Here is a 15,736-nt window from a genome sequence, read left to right on the forward strand (position 1 = left end):
AACGACTTGTATTCAAATCGTCTTTTTAGATCAGATCTTTAATACTTCTTTTTTTAAGAGACTGCACCATATCCGTTTCAACTTCCATCATCAATCTTTGAATTTTGCATTCATTTCCATGATTAAAGCTGTCTTCAAACAGAGTCGGTTCACCGTCAATCGCGACGATGACATCGTAAACAGAAATATCTGCCCAGTCGGCAGGCAGTGAGTAACCGCCTTTGGCGCCGCTGTTTGCAATAATATATTTATATTTAACGAGACGTGCAAGTATTTTTGAAAGGTAAGTGCTTGAAACATCGAGTTTTTTTGCGAGATCCGCTACCGGAATCTTTTCATCACTGTCTTTTCTGCTGACTAGATAAGCGAGAGCGTGCAGCGCGTAATCTGTACCTCTTGAGAATTTCATTGCTTCACCTCTAATTATGGATATTATGAGTCTATAATAAGGGGGAAGGGATGGAAAAGCAAGTACAAATGCTTACGAGTAAATTATCTGCTTTTTACACGGGCAGTTATTTTTAAACAAGCTGTATTAAACTTGCTGACTTTTCATTTGTTTTATATAGTCTTCTATCAAATAATCGTAGCGGTGTCTAATTAAAAAACCTGTCAGTTCTTTTTTTCTAAGCGGATCATCAGGATAGACACTATTGTCCGGATACACACCTTCCACACGTGGAAACTGACCGTTAATAGTCATTTCAGTCAATGTTCTAATCAAAATTTCCGGTTTAAACAAAGCCAAATTCACACCGATAAATTCCTGATTTGGCTTTGTTTTATCCTGCAGCCAGATATTTTGAAGACCCAGCTGAAAATGGCTGATATCTTCATAACAAACTTTAACCTGCTGCTTTTTAATTGTAAGAATGAAGTAATCTTCTTTTTCCTGATAGGTCATATCATATTTCCGCTTAATACCTGCTGTGAGGATTGTGCTGAAGAATGTCACAACTGCAAATACTAATGAGGCTTCTGTTTCTCCTGCTAACGTCATCACAATTGTAAGAACAGCCAAAATCACACTTTGCACCAGCAGTAACCTGTGAAAAAAGGTGATAAAAGAACCAGGTCTTTGTATATTTGTTTTATATTCCGGTTTAGCTAATTTATGCTTCATTTCTGTAATAAGCATCATTATAAATGAAACTATGAGTAATATGATTTTTACGATTGTACCAAAGGAGAGCATATCATTAATCTTCCTTTTCTGCTTTTAGTTAATGATACCAAAGTAAATCATGGGATACTCTTCATCTTTCTTCTTTCAACAGTATATAATCTTTATATTCTTCAACATCAATTCGATTTTTAATTTCCTGCTTCAGTCTCATAATATGATTCGACTTTGCTATGCTGCTCATCGTGCTGGACGGTTTGTAAGCTTTCCACTCATCCAATTCTGAAAATAGTTCGCGGACGGTTTTCATTTGATTACCACCTTTTTATTTTTTTCAAATAAAATAGCTCTTCTGAAATTAAGAAGAGCTTTAACGCGGCTTCTTATCATCCAGTTGATTGCAACTGTTGGATTTGGCACATCGCTTTTACAAGCTGTTGCCGGAGTTTCACAGGGCCAAGTCCCTTCACTCACTCTTAATAAGAGAACTATTTTATTTAATTGTATTATACTGTGAGGCTTTGCTTATTTCATCTTATTTGTTTACCTGATAATCCAGCTGAGCATCCTGCAAGGCTTTAACTGCCTGATCGGCTGCAGTTTCTGCCATTGCATTTCTCGCTTCATAGGTATCATTACCGATGTGCGGTGTCAGAATTACATTATCAAGTTTCGCAAGTTCTTCGTTAATATGCGGTTCTTCTTCGTGAACATCCAGGGCTGCGGCTTGGATTTGCTTATTTTTCAGAGCATCCACAAGCGCACTTTCATCTACAACACCACCACGTGCGGTATTGATGAAATAAGCAGTCTCTTTCATCTGTTCAAATTCTTTTTTACCGAATAGATGATGGGAGGTTTCGTTGTAGTTTACTTGTGTAATTATATAATCTGCTTCTTTTAAAGCTTCTTCAAGACTTACTTTTTCAGCAGTAATATCTGTATCTTTTTCTTCTGGATCAACATACAGAAGTTTCATATTAAATGCCTGAGCCAGTTTTCCAATATACTGTCCGATTTGTCCAAAGCCGACAATCGCGAGTGTTTTGTCCACAACCTGGTGACCGCCTAAGTAACCCATTACCTGCCAGCCGTTAAATTCATTTTTAACTGCCATGTCGTGACCCGGCAGTACACGCCGAGATAAAGCCAGCATTAACGTGACTGCAAGCTCTGCGGTCGAGGCGACAGAATCATGAACAGGCGTATTTGTTATAGCAATACCCTGTTTATTTGCTTCTTCAGCATCGATATTGTTAAAGCCTGAACCGACATTAGCAATAACTTTCAGCGAGTCGCTCGCCTTAATTACTTCGGCCGGCACCTGGACATTGACGCCGGTAATTAAGCCGTCTGCATCTTTAATTTTTTCAATAATCTGATCCTGTTCCGGTGTTGTCAGTTCATCGTGCATATCTAATTCAATATTTTGATTTTCAATAATTTTTACAGCAGTATCAGGAAGTTTAACTGCACTGTATATTTTGGCCATAATAAACCTGCTTTCTATTACTCTTAATAGAATACTATAGCCTAAATTGAATAATTTAAACCTTTCTAATTACCAATGATACCTGAAGATTTCAATAAATATTAAGCTCAGAATATTTTATCTTTTGCTTTTCTATTTCAGACATCTTAATCTCCCTTAACGAATTTAAAACGAATAATAATATGGCTTTATATAAAAATAAAGACCCGCATTCATGAATGAATACGGGTCTTACTTATAACAATTTAATGTTTAAATCTTACCACCAGTTGTTAGCATTACGGAATTGGATTGCTGCATCGACTGAACCATAACGCTCTTCAGCGTAGTTAAGCATACCAGAAGTCTGTTCTGCAACAGAACCAGTACCCCATGATTCCTTCGTTTGGCCTAATCCTTGGTAACCGTTCGGGCTAACTGCATTTGGATTACCGCTTGATTCTGGCAATACGATTGAGTTCCACATAGCTTCAGTTCCGCCGGCAGCTAAGAATTGTGACTTAGTTGATCCGCCAGTTGACTGCTGTGTTTTTTCAGCTGGTGCAGGTGCTGCTGCTGCAGGCTGTTCAACTTCTTCTGCTTCCTGTACTGCTGGAGCTGCTGCTTGTGTATTTTGTGCAAGCTCTTGTACTTCTTCAGTGTAGTTGTTGTATTGAACATTTTGTGTTTCTTCCTGTACTGCAGGTGCTGCTTTTTCTACTGCTGGAGTCTGTGCTTGTGCTTCACCAGTTCCGCTGTAAGCCCATGAGTAGTTAGTACCATCTGATTCGAAGTCGTAGTTAAAGTTTCCGTGGTTGAAGTTATAGTCGTAAGCACCATCGTGTATTGCAGATGCATTCAGTACTTCCGGATTGTTTTGAGCTGTGTGAGCAAGTTCTGCTTTATCTATTGAAGAAGCTTCTGCGTCCTGACCTGCAGCAACTCCTGTTACGCCTAAACCTAATGCTAATGTCGTAGCTAAAATTGTTTTCTTCATAAAATTTTCTTCCTCCAAAATATATATTATAAAAAGTAATTTTTTTCTCTCTAAAGCAAACCAAACTTTTATAAAGTCTTTGTTTTCCAAGACAGTTACCAATGTAACACACATATATTTTACATGTGTTACAGCTCAATAATAATAAAGTTACATTTAATATCGGGAATGTAATAATGACATCTGGCTGTATTATTTCTGACTATTACCATTGAATCGACACATTTACGTAATATAAACATGTAATTGTCACACTAAAAAGCCTGGTCAGCTAAATTTTACTGACCAGGCTTTTATTTTTAAGTTTATTCTATACGCGTATTTTCCAGTTCTTCATAGTCTGTCAGATAGTATCGGCCATCCTGCTCAATCAAATTATAGCGGGCGTAGACTTCGAAAATACCATTGGTATTTATATGTGAGTATGTCCGGTAAGCATAGATATTCATACTGCCATCAAGGTTCTCCACTTCAGAATTGATAAAAACGGAATAAGTCATATGATTGCTGAAGTTTCCGGATGCTTTATTTGCAAACAAGGCATGATAACCTGCTGAGTCAGGCTGGTAAAAGCTGAGTGCTGTCTCGTCATGGTTATTAAAAAATGCCGGCAATGAAAACAGATACTGCTGAACAAATTCCGACGGGTCGGAGATATCTTCCGGCATTTTTTCTGAACGCGGGAGGATTGAATAATTCACCGGGTCAGATTCTCCGTATTTTGCTTCAAAGGAATATTTGACGGCACAAGGCAGACAGTCGCTCCCGGGAGCTTCCGGCAGTGTGCTGTCAGCAACAAGGTCTCTGTATGCCTTAAACTGATCTTCAGGAGGAACGTTTTCGCATTCTGCCAGCTGGGTCATAATACAATGCTCAGCAGCAGTATAATTTTCTTTAGACTCTTCATTATCAGCAGTATCTTCACTGTGCCTTTGATGCGCTTCTTCTTCCTCTGCCGTTTCTTCTGTTTCCAAATCTTGTTCTTCTGATTCTGCCTTTTCCTCTGAAGGTTCGGATACTGCTTTTCCTAATGTATTGCTTTCCGGATCTTCATCTGTATTATCACCGCTGCCGCATGCGTTTAAAGTGACGGATATTATTATGAATAACAGTATCATCCAATTTTTCATCAGATGCATCCTCCCCTCATTATTATCTTGTCGGATTTAAACAGCTTCTTATTATAAAATATGCCCGAACCGGAGAGCTGGTAAACTCACCGGTGCAGACATAAGTTGTTTTATCCTATTAATCTGAATAAGCGTAGTGTTTTTCATTCCATTCTGAAACATCGGTTTCCAGAGGAATGTTTTCACTGCGGCGTTTTTTTGCTGAAACAAAGAATAAAATAGTAATCAGGACAGTAATTACAGCACTGATTGTTAAAGAAATATTCATCGGCAGATTTAAGCCGATTGGTGCGTTCACAATATAGGTAGATACGGTCATCGTCATAAACACTGCGGGAACGACTGCAATCCAGTAGTTGCGCTTGCCGATGAACAGATACATTGCACCAATCCATAAGGCGATCATTGCGGTTGACTGGTTCGCCCAGTTAAAGTACCGCCATAACAGCGTAAAGTCCATATTTGTCAGTATGATTGAAACGATAAATATCGGTGCCGCAATCCAGATTCTGCTCATTATTTTCTTTTGAGGTACGCGGATATAGTCTGCAATAATCATCCGTGCACTTCTGAAGGCAGTGTCTCCGGAAGTAATCGGAAGAACTATTACACCTAGAACTGCGAATGTTCCAATAATCGGACCTAGCATCATCGTTGAAATTTCATTAACAATACCGCCGGTACCGATTGTTGCTATCAGTTCATTCAAGGTAACCGGACCGTCAAAAAGACTCATAGCTGCGGCTGCCCAAATCATAGCAATGATACCTTCTGCAATCATCATGCCGTAGAAAATTCTGCGGCCCTGATTTTCGTTTTTTGTTGTTCTGGAAATAATCGGTGTTTGAGTAGCATGGAAGCCTGACAGCGCCCCGCATGAAATCGTTAGGAACAGAAGCGGAAAGATTGCTGCGCCTTCCGGATGAGTGTTTGTAAACGACAGTTCTGGAACCGGCGCCTGGTTCCAGACGAGAGCAATCCCGATTCCCACAGTACTGAATAACAGCAATGCACCTATGTAAGGGTAGATTGTTCCAATAATTTTATTGATTGGCAGTATAGTCGCCAGCAGATAATAGATGAAAATTAAGACGACAAATACTACAACAGGTACGGCTCCATTAACAAGGTCGTAAAGTAAATCTGCAGGTGAAGCGACAAATACTGTACCGACAAGAAGCAGCAGCAGAATCGAAAAAGCATTAACGACATGCTTCATTGCTTTCCCTAAAAACTTTCCGGCAAGTTCCGGCAAGTGTGCGCCGTTGTTGCGGATGGAAATCATGCCGGTTAAATAATCGTGGACACCGCCGGCAAATATACATCCGAGCACTATCCATATAAATGCCACCGGACCGTAAAGTGCTCCCATAATAGGACCAAATATTGGCCCGACTCCGGCGATGCTGATTAATTGAATCAGTGCATTTTTATTTTTATGCATGGGCAGATAATCGACCCCGTCATGTTCTGTATAAGCTGGTGTCGCCCGAAGTTCTTTTGGCTGGAAAACTTTTTCGACAAACTTTCCATAAGTAAAATACCCTATTAATAACAGAGCGATTGCTCCTAAAAATGTAATCATTCTGCTCCCCCTATTGTGAATGCGTTTTCATTATTATAGTTTACAAAATATACAAACAATTTTGGGGAGATTCAGCTATCGTGTCGAAACAGGAGGTTCAAATGCAAAATAAGCACTGTAACAGGTCTTTATTATAATTCTATGTGGGCACGGAGAGCCTTTACGTAATTTCGGCTGACCGGTATTTGAACATCTGTACCCTCTAAAGTGAGCTGAAAAGCTCCGTTAAACCAGGGTGTCATTTCTGTAATCACCTCAGTATTAACGAGATAGCTTTTATGGACACGGAAAAATGAATGCGGAAGAAGACGGGATTCGAGTTCTTTTAACGTCTTCCTGCTGCTGAAGACACCTTTAGATGAGACAACCGCTGTCGTATTGTTTTCACGAGAAACAAACAGAACTTCAGCAGGGTTGAGATAAGTGATGGACTCATCTCCCCCGACCGCAAGCTTGCCGCGGGTCCGCTCCCGTTTGAAGTCAAGCAGTTCAGAAACATGTGCAATAGCTTCCGATAACTCCGCCTCATCGACTGGTTTTAGCAAATAATCAGCAGCCTGAACTTTGAAGGCTTCAACAGCATACTCTGTATAAGCAGTTGTAAATATAATAAGCGGCGGGTTCTTCATCTTTTTCAATACGGCGGCAAGCTCTGTGCCGTTCATTTCCGGCATCTCGATATCGAGAAGGAGCAAGTCAGGCTCGTCAGCTATTACTTTTGCCAAAGCTTCACGGCCAGTCGAGGCTTCTCCCGCAATCTGTATAGCCGGATGTGCTTCGAGTAAATATTTTAATTCTTCGCGGCTGTATTTTTCATCATCTGCCACGAGTGTTTTTATTGTTTGATTCATTATTGAACGAGTCCTTTCAAAAACATTAGGAAATTTTAGGGATATTGAAATATACTGTCATACCATAATCCGGCCGGGATTTGAAATTGAGACCGCAGTCGCTGCCGAAAGTCATTTGGAGCCTTTTATTAATATTATATAAGGCAATCCCACTGCCCTCTGTGTTCCTGCTGACGTCTGCCGCCAAATTCACAAGATTATCCTCGCTTACACCTGAACCATTATCTTCAATATATAAAGCTATATTATCTTGATAATCCCGAATAGTAACCTTAAGTTCACACTTCTCAATCTTTCCTTTGAATCCATGCTTAACAGCATTTTCGATAATAGGCTGAAGGGTTAGAGGGGGTAATTTATTGTGCAGACAGCTGTCATCTATCTGGTAGGACACTGCAATTCTGTCTTCAAACCGGATTTGTTCGATCGATAAGTATGATTTTACATGTTCAACTTCATCTTCCAGCGTTTGCAAAGATACAGTGGTGGAATACAGATTTTGCCGTATGAATTTAGATAAAGATCTCAGCGCAGTTCTCGCCTTTTCTGGATTGATGCGAATCAGCGAAATAACAGTATTTAAAGTGTTAAAAAGAAAATGCGGGTTAATCTGAGCCTGCAGAACATTAATCTCAGCATCTTTAGCAAGATTATAGAGTCTATCTGCCTCTGCCAGTTCAAGCTGGCTGCTCAGCAAGTTCGCAAGTCCGGACAAAGTTTCTTTTTTTAGGGATGTTATATCTTTTTGAGAATGAAAATAGAATTTCAAAGTTCCAATAATTGTGTCCCGGCTGTTTAAAGGTGCGGATACAGCAGCACTGCTGAGTCCGCCGATATGTGAAAGCTGATTTTTCCCGTCGTCAATTGCCGCACCTTTAAGATTCAATTCTTTATAAAGTATTGTACATACTTTATCAGCAGACTGCGGAGTTAAACCGGATTTTAAATGTATAAGAGTCTGTTCAGCGATGCGGAGTACTTTTTGTGACTGCACTGCTGCTGCCTTTTCTTCTTCTTTTGCTACGCTTTTAATAATAAGGAGAAAAAGCGCGCAGCCAATTCCATTCGCCAGAATCATAGGCAGTGCGATGTGCTGAACAAGCGCCAGCGATTCGGTGTAAGGACGTGCTAAAAGAACAATTAAAGCCATCTGCAGCATTTCTGCTCCGGCGCCAATCAAAAATACCAGCAGCGGTTTAGCTGTAATTTCCGGATTTTTAGCGCGAATCCAGGCTGCTGAAATACCGGCTGCAATAGTAGCAATACCGCAGGGGAATGTAGTAAAACCTCCAAGCAGCATACGGTGTCCCCCGGCAATCAGTCCAGCTGCAGTTCCCACTTTATATCCTCCGAACAGCCCGCCGAGCACAACGCCGATAACTCGGAAGTTGGCAATTGCTTCATGATTGAAAATATCTGTTTTCAAACGCTGCAGAAGGAAGGGTTCTGCCTGAAAAGTCACGCCGGAATATGTGCCGATAATACCAAAAGCTCCAAAAAATATAATAGCGGTATATTGCTGTTTTCGAGACAGTACAGCTGGGGAAATCATATTCCTGAAAAAGCGCAGACGGGTTGCTATAAAGGCAAGCATTACAATTAATCCAAGTCTCTCAAGCATAATCAGCATGAGTTCGTACATCTGCATCTCCACATTTCTGTAATAGTATCATTATAATTATAGCAAATGGCAAAGTATGAAGAGCACTTGTTATAAAACTGATAAAAAATACCCCGCAAGCTGAAATAAGTTCAGCTTGCGGGGTAGATACTTTTAATTACAGGTCTCTTTCATCGACACCTGCTTCTTTTTGTTCTTGATACTCCCGTTCTTCTTTTTTAATATACTCTTCCATACGTTTGGAATTTGGAGTAATGGTCAGACCGAGGTATTTTCTTTCTTCATTTGCATCCTTATAGAATGAAATCATCATCATAATAATTACAAAACTGAAAGGCAGTGCTGCAATTATTGCTGCAGATTGCAGAGCTTCGAGCCCTGTTTCTCCGCCTGATAAGAGCAGTATAAAAGCAATAGCTGACAAGCTGATGCCCCAGACGACCTTAATACTTGATGTAGGACGAAGCGAACCGTGTGATGTCTGCATGCCGAGTACAAAGGTTGCGGAGTCCGCTGACGTAATAAAGAATGATGATACTAAAATAATCGCCAGAATCGACAGAGGAACGCTCAGCGGCATCTCATTAAAAATAGCAAAAAGCTGAGTTTCCGGTCCGAATTCAACCAGTGACGGTACCTTGCTCGCAATTTCAATGCCGGTAACGCCAAATACAGTAAACCATATGATACCGATAGAGGTCGGCACAATAAGCAGGCCTAAAATAAATTCACGGACCGTCCGTCCTTTTGATACCCGTGCGATAAAGATACCGACAAAAGGACTCCAGCTCAGCCACCATGCCCAGTAGTAAATAGTCCATGACTGGAGCCAGTCGTTTTTCTGATTGTTTAAAGGTGCTGCATCGAGCGTCCTTGCTATAAATGTATTAATGTACTCGCCGGCAGCTGTCGGCAGCATATTCAAGATAAGGAGTGTTGGCCCCAGTATAAGAATAGCCAGCAGCAGTATAGCAGCGAGGAGCGTATTCAAATTGCTCAGGTATTTAATTCCTTTACTTAAACCGCTCCAAGCACTGCCGAGAAATAATACAGTGACGACAGCGATAATAAGCCCCTGGATGCCGATGTTAATCGGGACACCAAACAGGTAATTCAGGCCGCCGTTGATTTGAGTCGTGCCGATACCTAAAGACACTGCGACTCCGACTACTGTTGCAAATACAGTCAGAACATCGATAAGGATGCCAATCGGCCCGTCTACTCTATTACCAAGTATAGGACGTAAAGTTTTTGACAGGAGACCTGACTCACCTTTTCTGAACTGAAAGTAAGCCAGAGCAAGTGCAACAGCACCATACATTCCCCAAGCATGTGCACCCCAGTGAAATATGGTTGCTCTGATTGCTTCCAGCGTTGCCTCCTCTGTTTCGGGATCGGCAGTTGCCGGTGCGAAAAAGTGGGCGATCGGTTCTGATGTACTGTAGAATATCATCCCGATACCCATGCCTGCGCTGAACAGCATCATCAGCCATGAACGTGTACTGAATTCAGGCTTGTGGTGCGGTTTTCCGAGCTTTAATTTGCCAATCGGACTGAAAATAAGAAAAATACAAAAGAATAGAGTAACGGAGGTGATTATCATGTAATACCATCCGAAGTAATTACTAACCCAATCTGCTATGAACCCTGCGACTGACCCGAATCCATTTGGATTTATGGCGCCGATAACTACAAGTGTACCGACTATCAGCACAGAATATATAAATACTTTCGATAATTTTTTACTGGCTGGATCTGAAGAATCCTTCATTAATGTGCTCCTTAATATTTTTAGGATGCGGGATTATTCATCCGCGATTCCTTTTCTTTTAAATAAATAGCCTATTGATAATACCAAACTTACACATCGAGTGCAATTTGAATATGAAAACAGCCGCATTTTCTTTAATGCGGCTGTTATAGAATTTAATTATTAGTTTCTTTTTGATTACCGATTTTAACCGGACGCCCTGCAATCAGGCCGAGTATAGCGATAATTATTGCTGCAATCATTAAAATAATCAAAGGCGGCGTCCATCCAGTGTAATCAGATAAAATTCCGAGAAATAATGGTCCTGCTGCAGCAATCAGGTAACCGATTGACTGGGCCATACCAGACAGGGAATACGAATCTTCCACCGTACGGGTCCGCACCACGAAGAACATTACAGCGAGGCTGAACGTTGTCCCTGCGCCGGGTCCTGCAAATATAAGCGCGGGAATGATGAGAAAAGTCGGCATAAATGCTATGCCAAACAAGCCGATAAAGAAAAAAAGCCCGCTCGGTCAGCGGGCTGAACTTTTAGTTTTCAAATTTGGCCATTTTATTCGCTTTTTCTTCATATTTAGGGAATTTATCTTTCAGCCATAATACTAACAATACGAGCAGATAAGCACCTGCAGCTATTGCTAGCAGGATATACATTATTGTGCTGAATTCCATGTTAAATGCCTGGCCGAAAATCGCATCTTTAAAGCTGGACACGACGAATGCCATCGGCAGGAATTCATAAAGCGTTTGATAGAAATTGTTTGCAGTTTCTATCGGGAAAGTTCCGCCGCTTGATGATAACTGTACAATCAGCAGCACGATTCCGAGGAATTTTCCGAAGTTGCCGAATATCATTACCAGCAATCCTATAATGGAAATGGAAACGAGAGACCATACAAGCATCGCAAAGTAAAATCTCCAGTGGCTGGCAATCTCAATCTGCATTACCCAGACAATTGCAGCATACAGCAGAGTTGTAATGATTACCGAGTGAGATAAAAACAGCAGACCGCGGCTGAGCCACTGGCTGAATACATTTTTCTTATTTTCGAATATTTTATTCATCGGGTATACAACATTAAATGTAATAGCTCCGATATACAGGCTGACTGCAATAATTAACGGTGCAAAACTCTGCGCATAGTTTTGTGTATCCACCATGGACTCAATATCCAGGTTAACAGGACTTGCAATCGCTTCTGCTCCCTCATCACTGAAAACAATATTCTGCTCTTCTATTTCCGCAAGCAGCTCGTTAAATCTGGTATCAACCTCTGTAAGTGCTTCTGCCAATTCGCTGGAGCCTGCTTTCAACTCGCTGATACCGCCGTTCATTTGCCCAATACCTGAATTCAATTCAGAAGCCCCGCCAGCAAGCTGTGTGCCGGCTTCATTTAACTGGCCTGCTCCATTTTCAAGTTCTGACTGTGCACCTTGAACCGGCTGTGCGTAATTTCCAAGCATTGGTGCCAGCTGAGTGATCTGTCCTGTAAATTGCTGTTCACCATTATACAGTGTTCCTGCTCCCTCGCTGACTTGTGAAGCGCCGCTTTCAAGGTTGTCTGCGCCTTCTTTTAACTGCGCTGAGCTGTCCTCGAGCTGGCCAAGTCCATCGTCAAGTGTGACTGCACCGTTCTTCAGCTCAGCAATGGCATCTTGTGCTTCATCACTCTGGTCGGACAAACTGTCGAGTTCGCTAATCAATGTTTTGGTATATGTTTCTGTAATTTCTTTTTGAACTGTTTCGACTAAGACTGAACCGACTTGTTCAGACATAATTGAACCGATGAAATTGAATCCCGGATTTGTCTTTAGTTTAAGGTTTACATTTTCCGGTGATTCGCTTAAGAAGGTCATGGCATTATCAGAAGCATCTGCGGGGATTTCCAGATATCCGTATGATTCTCCGCTTTTAATTGCTTCTTCTGCTTTTTCCAGAGTGGAAAATTGCCAGTCCAGCTGGTCGTTATCTTTCAGCTCAGCTTCGATTTCTTTTCCGAGCTCTATATCCTCATTGCCTGCATCTTCATTTACTATATGGAACTGCATATCGCCTGTGCGGTCATACGGGTCCCACATTGCACCGAGAAATGTCAATGCATATATAACCGGAAATAATGAAATGACTGCAAGAGATACTAATAACAACGGTTTTTTAAATACAAATTTAAAATCCTGTAACATTTAATCATCCTTCATTTTTTTGTGTTAAAGTTATCGTACACGATGTACAATAAACCATTATAAGGCGATTAAATTATTCTTCAATGGTTGATATATCCATGTTTGTAGGATAACCGACACATTTAAAAGAAAGGTTGTTTATTTTTGAAAAAAGATTTAAGAGTACAGAAAACATTAAACGCAATTGACAGTGCCATCATTACCCTGCTTGAGAAAAAGCCGTTCGAAAGCATTACTATCCAGGACATCAGTTCAGAAGCTATGATTAACCGCGGAACATTTTATACTTATTATAAAGATAAATACGAACTGATAGAGAGTTATCAAAATTCGATGATGACGGATATTGAACAGCTGCTCTACAAAAATATTACAGGCAGCAGTTTTAAAGATGTGGATGAGAATAATCTTAACAATACTATTTTGAAGATGTTCCAGTATCTTAAAGATAACCGCAGACGCGTGCTTGTTATTGCCAACAGTCTTGGCAGTGCAGAACTTGCGAAATATTTTTCGCAGCATATGTTTGACTTTTATAAGGTAAAAAGCAGAGAGTTCGGTGTTGAACTGGATTCTGAAATATTTACAGATTACCTGATTACTTATATTACCAATGCCCATATCGGCATACTTTTAAAATGGCTCAAAGGCGGCTGTGAAGAGTCAATTGAGGAGATGGCCATGTTTATTGAAACATTTACGATAAATGGTGTATTCAAAACCGTGGGAATCTGATATGCTAATTTGAATACTTTTGCGGAAGGTAAAATGTGTAAGTATTGAAACCAAGGGAATATTAATAAATGAAGCGTAAAAATTGATATAAAACATAATTAATATTAAAGGATGTGTAAGCATGTATAAAAAGATATTACTGCCCTATGATTTTGGGAATTCGTTTGAAAATGTACCAGGCCAGCTGGCGAAAATGACGGAGAACAGTGAAGGTGCGATTATAACGATTTTTAACGTTATAACTGAAAATGAGATGTCCAGTGATGTAAAATTCAACGGCAAGCGGTTCAATCAAATAAAAGAAGATAAAATTAAAGAAATGAAGCCTTTTACAGACGAATTGGAAAAACGCGATCTGGAATATGAAGTCCGTTTTGAAGTTGGCCGTGTTATCAACGAACTGTTAACTGAAATTAACAACCATGATTATGAAGTGGTAGTAATGAGCAACAAACGTTCTAAAAGGGATATTAAACATGTCCTTGGTCATGTAACTCATAAGGTCGCAAAACGCGTCAATACACCTGTGATGATTATCAAATAACATAAAATGCCTGCTTACCGGTCGAGTAAGCAGGCATTTTTTAATTATCTGTAATTCTTTCTCCTGTATCGAAATCAAAGAAATGTCCTTTATCCATATCAAAGGCAAAGGTCATTGTGTCGCCGGGTTTATTTTGGTTATGCGCATCTACCCTTGCTACAATCGCTTCTCCTTCAAGTTCGGAGTAAATCATGAATTCCGAACCAAGCAGTTCATTTACCCTGACTTTTATATCGAACGGTGATGCTTCTTCCGGCTTAGAAAGCTGCTGATACTCCTGAACATTCTCAGGACGGATGCCAAATTTAATTTTCTTATCTGTATACCTAAGTTCGTTCAGCATACGTTTGTCAGCTTCCGAAATTTTAATACTTATGCTGCCGATTTTTAAACGTTCTCCGTCGAATATACCATCGAATATATTCATAGAAGGTGAACCGATAAATTGAGCAACAAATAAGTTGTCTGGCGTATTGTAAACTTCCTGGGGCGAGCCCACCTGCATAATTTCACCATTATTAAGAATAACAATTCTCGTTGCCATGGTCAGCGCTTCGGTCTGATCGTGGGTCACGTAGACAGTCGTCGTTTTAAGGCGCTGGTGCAGCTTCATAATCTCCGCTCTCATCTGCACGCGCAATTTTGCATCCAGGTTCGACAAGGGTTCATCCATTAAGAAAACATCCGCTTCTCTGACGATAGCCCGTCCGAGAGCAACACGCTGTCTCTGTCCTCCCGATAGTGCTTTCGGTTTTCTGTGCAGATATTCTGTCAGTCCGAGTATATCCGCTGCTTCTTCGACCTTTTGTTTGATTTCCTGTTTCGGCCATTTTTTAATCTTCAGACCAAAGGCTATATTATCGTATACGGTCATATGCGGGTATAAAGCATAATTTTGAAAAACCATTGCAATGTCGCGGTTCTTAGGTGCTATCCCGTTCATTTTTTTATCATTGATATAAAATTCACCGTCAGTAATCTCTTCCAGCCCTGCCATCATTCGGAGAGTAGTAGATTTTCCGCAGCCTGAAGGACCGACAAAGACGATAAACTCCCCTTCTTCTATGTCCAGATTAAAATCTTTGACGACGACAGGTCCAGAACTGTCATATTGTTTTTTAATATTTTTCAAATGTAATTGAGCCATAATTTTTCTCCTTAAATGTATTTATTTTTCTTCTCTGTCTCCGAGAATATTAGAGCCTTGTATAAAGTATTTCTGGAAAAAGAAGAATAATATGATGACTGGTGCCAGGATCAGCAGTGATCCGACCATGAGGTAATTCCATTGTGTCGTTGACTGTTCATGGGACACCTGCAGACCGAGCTGTAAAGTATATAATGACTCGTCGTTTAAGTATAACAGCGGACCGAGGAAGTCATTCCAGACGCCGTTGAATGAAAATATTGCGACTGTAAACAACGCAGGTTTAACCATCGGCAGAGCGATTTTAAAGAAGATCTGGAAATGGTTGGCACCTTCCAGTTTTGCTGCTTCGATATAAGTATCCGGCACACCTTTAAAAAACTGTCTTAAAAGGAAGATGTTAAAAGCACTTCCGAGCAAGTGTGGAATGATTAACGGATAAATTGTTGAATGAAAATGAAATGCTGCTTCATTTTTTATGTATTATATTTTGGAAAACATCTTCTTATAATGAAAATTTCCTTCAATTACTTTACTGATTATAGTATCACTTTTATAGAAGTTTAAACTTCTAATA

Annotated in this window: 16 protein-coding genes and 1 riboswitch; of the genes, 2 read left to right on the plus strand and 14 right to left on the minus strand. The window is 40.3% G+C overall.

Annotated elements, in window-relative coordinates; genetic code table 11:
* Window positions 1-25 precede the first annotated feature (25 nt).
* The 12 genes from IR135_RS05385 to IR135_RS05440 all read right to left on the minus strand — a co-directional run bounded on the left by IR135_RS05385 (window position 26) and on the right by IR135_RS05440 (window position 12,733).
* A complete protein-coding gene (locus IR135_RS05385) occupies window positions 26-409 on the minus strand; it encodes an RrF2 family transcriptional regulator (protein ID WP_135097396.1) in 384 nt (127 codons plus the stop codon).
* 126 nt (window positions 410-535) lie between these two features.
* Window positions 536-1,027: a hypothetical protein gene (locus IR135_RS05390; protein ID WP_135097398.1), complete on the minus strand. Its 492-nt coding sequence runs from the start codon at window positions 1,025-1,027 to the stop codon at window positions 536-538.
* Between the two features lie 229 nt (window positions 1,028-1,256).
* Window positions 1,257-1,433 (minus strand): hypothetical protein, encoded by a 177-nt coding sequence (locus IR135_RS05395; protein WP_167753369.1) that lies wholly within the window; start codon window positions 1,431-1,433, stop codon window positions 1,257-1,259.
* Between the two features lie 70 nt (window positions 1,434-1,503).
* Window positions 1,504-1,609: riboswitch (SAM riboswitch) on the minus strand.
* A gap of 49 nt (window positions 1,610-1,658) precedes the next feature.
* Window positions 1,659-2,615 (minus strand): NAD(P)-dependent oxidoreductase, encoded by a 957-nt coding sequence (locus tag IR135_RS05400; RefSeq protein WP_135097400.1) that lies wholly within the window; start codon window positions 2,613-2,615, stop codon window positions 1,659-1,661.
* 259 nt (window positions 2,616-2,874) lie between these two features.
* Window positions 2,875-3,591 (minus strand): hypothetical protein, encoded by a 717-nt coding sequence (locus IR135_RS05405; RefSeq protein ID WP_135097402.1) that lies wholly within the window; start codon window positions 3,589-3,591, stop codon window positions 2,875-2,877.
* Between the two features lie 305 nt (window positions 3,592-3,896).
* The gene (locus IR135_RS05410) at window positions 3,897-4,721 is read right to left on the minus strand and encodes a hypothetical protein (RefSeq protein ID WP_135097404.1); all 825 of its coding nucleotides are present in this window, start codon (window positions 4,719-4,721) and stop codon (window positions 3,897-3,899) included.
* Between the two features lie 118 nt (window positions 4,722-4,839).
* Window positions 4,840-6,306: a carbon starvation protein A gene (locus IR135_RS05415; RefSeq protein WP_135097406.1), complete on the minus strand. Its 1,467-nt coding sequence runs from the start codon at window positions 6,304-6,306 to the stop codon at window positions 4,840-4,842.
* 131 nt (window positions 6,307-6,437) lie between these two features.
* Window positions 6,438-7,157, minus strand: coding sequence for a LytR/AlgR family response regulator transcription factor (locus IR135_RS05420; protein WP_135097408.1), 720 nt, complete (start codon window positions 7,155-7,157; stop codon window positions 6,438-6,440).
* A gap of 25 nt (window positions 7,158-7,182) precedes the next feature.
* Window positions 7,183-8,799, minus strand: coding sequence for a LytS/YhcK type 5TM receptor domain-containing protein (locus tag IR135_RS05425; protein ID WP_135097410.1), 1,617 nt, complete (start codon window positions 8,797-8,799; stop codon window positions 7,183-7,185).
* Between the two features lie 136 nt (window positions 8,800-8,935).
* A complete protein-coding gene (locus IR135_RS05430) occupies window positions 8,936-10,549 on the minus strand; it encodes a BCCT family transporter (protein WP_135097412.1) in 1,614 nt (537 codons plus the stop codon).
* A 155-nt stretch (window positions 10,550-10,704) separates the two neighbouring features.
* A complete protein-coding gene (locus tag IR135_RS05435; protein ID WP_135097414.1) occupies window positions 10,705-11,019 on the minus strand; it encodes a hypothetical protein in 315 nt (104 codons plus the stop codon).
* Window positions 11,020-11,080: 61 nt separating this feature from the next.
* On the minus strand, window positions 11,081-12,733 hold the full coding sequence (locus tag IR135_RS05440; RefSeq protein WP_135097416.1) for a YhgE/Pip domain-containing protein: 1,653 nt from the start codon (window positions 12,731-12,733) through the stop codon (window positions 11,081-11,083).
* 144 nt (window positions 12,734-12,877) lie between these two features.
* Here IR135_RS05440 and IR135_RS05445 point away from each other — a divergent pair, with 144 nt between their 5' ends.
* Together IR135_RS05445 and IR135_RS05450 are read left to right on the plus strand one after the other, a co-directional pair.
* The gene (locus IR135_RS05445; protein WP_135097418.1) at window positions 12,878-13,468 is read left to right on the plus strand and encodes a TetR/AcrR family transcriptional regulator; all 591 of its coding nucleotides are present in this window, start codon (window positions 12,878-12,880) and stop codon (window positions 13,466-13,468) included.
* Window positions 13,469-13,589: 121 nt separating this feature from the next.
* Window positions 13,590-14,012, plus strand: coding sequence for a universal stress protein (locus IR135_RS05450; protein WP_115885053.1), 423 nt, complete (start codon window positions 13,590-13,592; stop codon window positions 14,010-14,012).
* Window positions 14,013-14,052: 40 nt separating this feature from the next.
* Here IR135_RS05450 and IR135_RS05455 read toward each other — a convergent pair whose 3' ends face one another.
* Both IR135_RS05455 and IR135_RS05460 read right to left on the minus strand, forming a co-directional pair.
* Entirely contained in the window at window positions 14,053-15,159 is a 1,107-nt protein-coding gene (locus tag IR135_RS05455) for an ABC transporter ATP-binding protein (RefSeq protein WP_135097420.1), read from the minus strand.
* Between the two features lie 21 nt (window positions 15,160-15,180).
* Complete coding sequence (locus IR135_RS05460) at window positions 15,181-15,639, minus strand: carbohydrate ABC transporter permease (protein WP_135097422.1); 459 nt, start codon at window positions 15,637-15,639, stop codon at window positions 15,181-15,183.
* Window positions 15,640-15,736: the final 97 nt, after the last annotated feature.

Origin of the sequence: Jeotgalicoccus nanhaiensis, from assembly GCF_015235105.1 — a bacterium.
GTDB classification, from domain to species: domain Bacteria; phylum Bacillota; class Bacilli; order Staphylococcales; family Salinicoccaceae; genus Jeotgalicoccus; species Jeotgalicoccus nanhaiensis.

What these genes read in the sequence shown, in the direction of transcription:
- IR135_RS05385 (WP_135097396.1), bottom strand. Translation starts at nt 409, where the DNA reads ATGAAATTCTCAAGAGGTACAGATTACGCGCTGCACGCTCTCGCTTAT.
- IR135_RS05395 (WP_167753369.1), bottom strand. Translation starts at nt 1,433, where the DNA reads ATGAAAACCGTCCGCGAACTATTTTCAGAATTGGATGAGTGGAAAGCT.
- IR135_RS05400 (WP_135097400.1), bottom strand. Translation starts at nt 2,615, where the DNA reads ATGGCCAAAATATACAGTGCAGTTAAACTTCCTGATACTGCTGTAAAA.
- IR135_RS05405 (WP_135097402.1), bottom strand. Translation starts at nt 3,591, where the DNA reads ATGAAGAAAACAATTTTAGCTACGACATTAGCATTAGGTTTAGGCGTA.
- IR135_RS05410 (WP_135097404.1), bottom strand. Translation starts at nt 4,721, where the DNA reads ATGAAAAATTGGATGATACTGTTATTCATAATAATATCCGTCACTTTA.
- IR135_RS05415 (WP_135097406.1), bottom strand. Translation starts at nt 6,306, where the DNA reads ATGATTACATTTTTAGGAGCAATCGCTCTGTTATTAATAGGGTATTTT.
- IR135_RS05420 (WP_135097408.1), bottom strand. Translation starts at nt 7,157, where the DNA reads ATGAATCAAACAATAAAAACACTCGTGGCAGATGATGAAAAATACAGC.
- IR135_RS05425 (WP_135097410.1), bottom strand. Translation starts at nt 8,799, where the DNA reads ATGTACGAACTCATGCTGATTATGCTTGAGAGACTTGGATTAATTGTA.
- IR135_RS05430 (WP_135097412.1), bottom strand. Translation starts at nt 10,549, where the DNA reads ATGAAGGATTCTTCAGATCCAGCCAGTAAAAAATTATCGAAAGTATTT.
- IR135_RS05435 (WP_135097414.1), bottom strand. Translation starts at nt 11,019, where the DNA reads ATGCCGACTTTTCTCATCATTCCCGCGCTTATATTTGCAGGACCCGGC.
- IR135_RS05440 (WP_135097416.1), bottom strand. Translation starts at nt 12,733, where the DNA reads ATGTTACAGGATTTTAAATTTGTATTTAAAAAACCGTTGTTATTAGTA.
- IR135_RS05450 (WP_115885053.1), top strand. Translation starts at nt 13,590, where the DNA reads ATGTATAAAAAGATATTACTGCCCTATGATTTTGGGAATTCGTTTGAA.
- IR135_RS05455 (WP_135097420.1), bottom strand. Translation starts at nt 15,159, where the DNA reads ATGGCTCAATTACATTTGAAAAATATTAAAAAACAATATGACAGTTCT.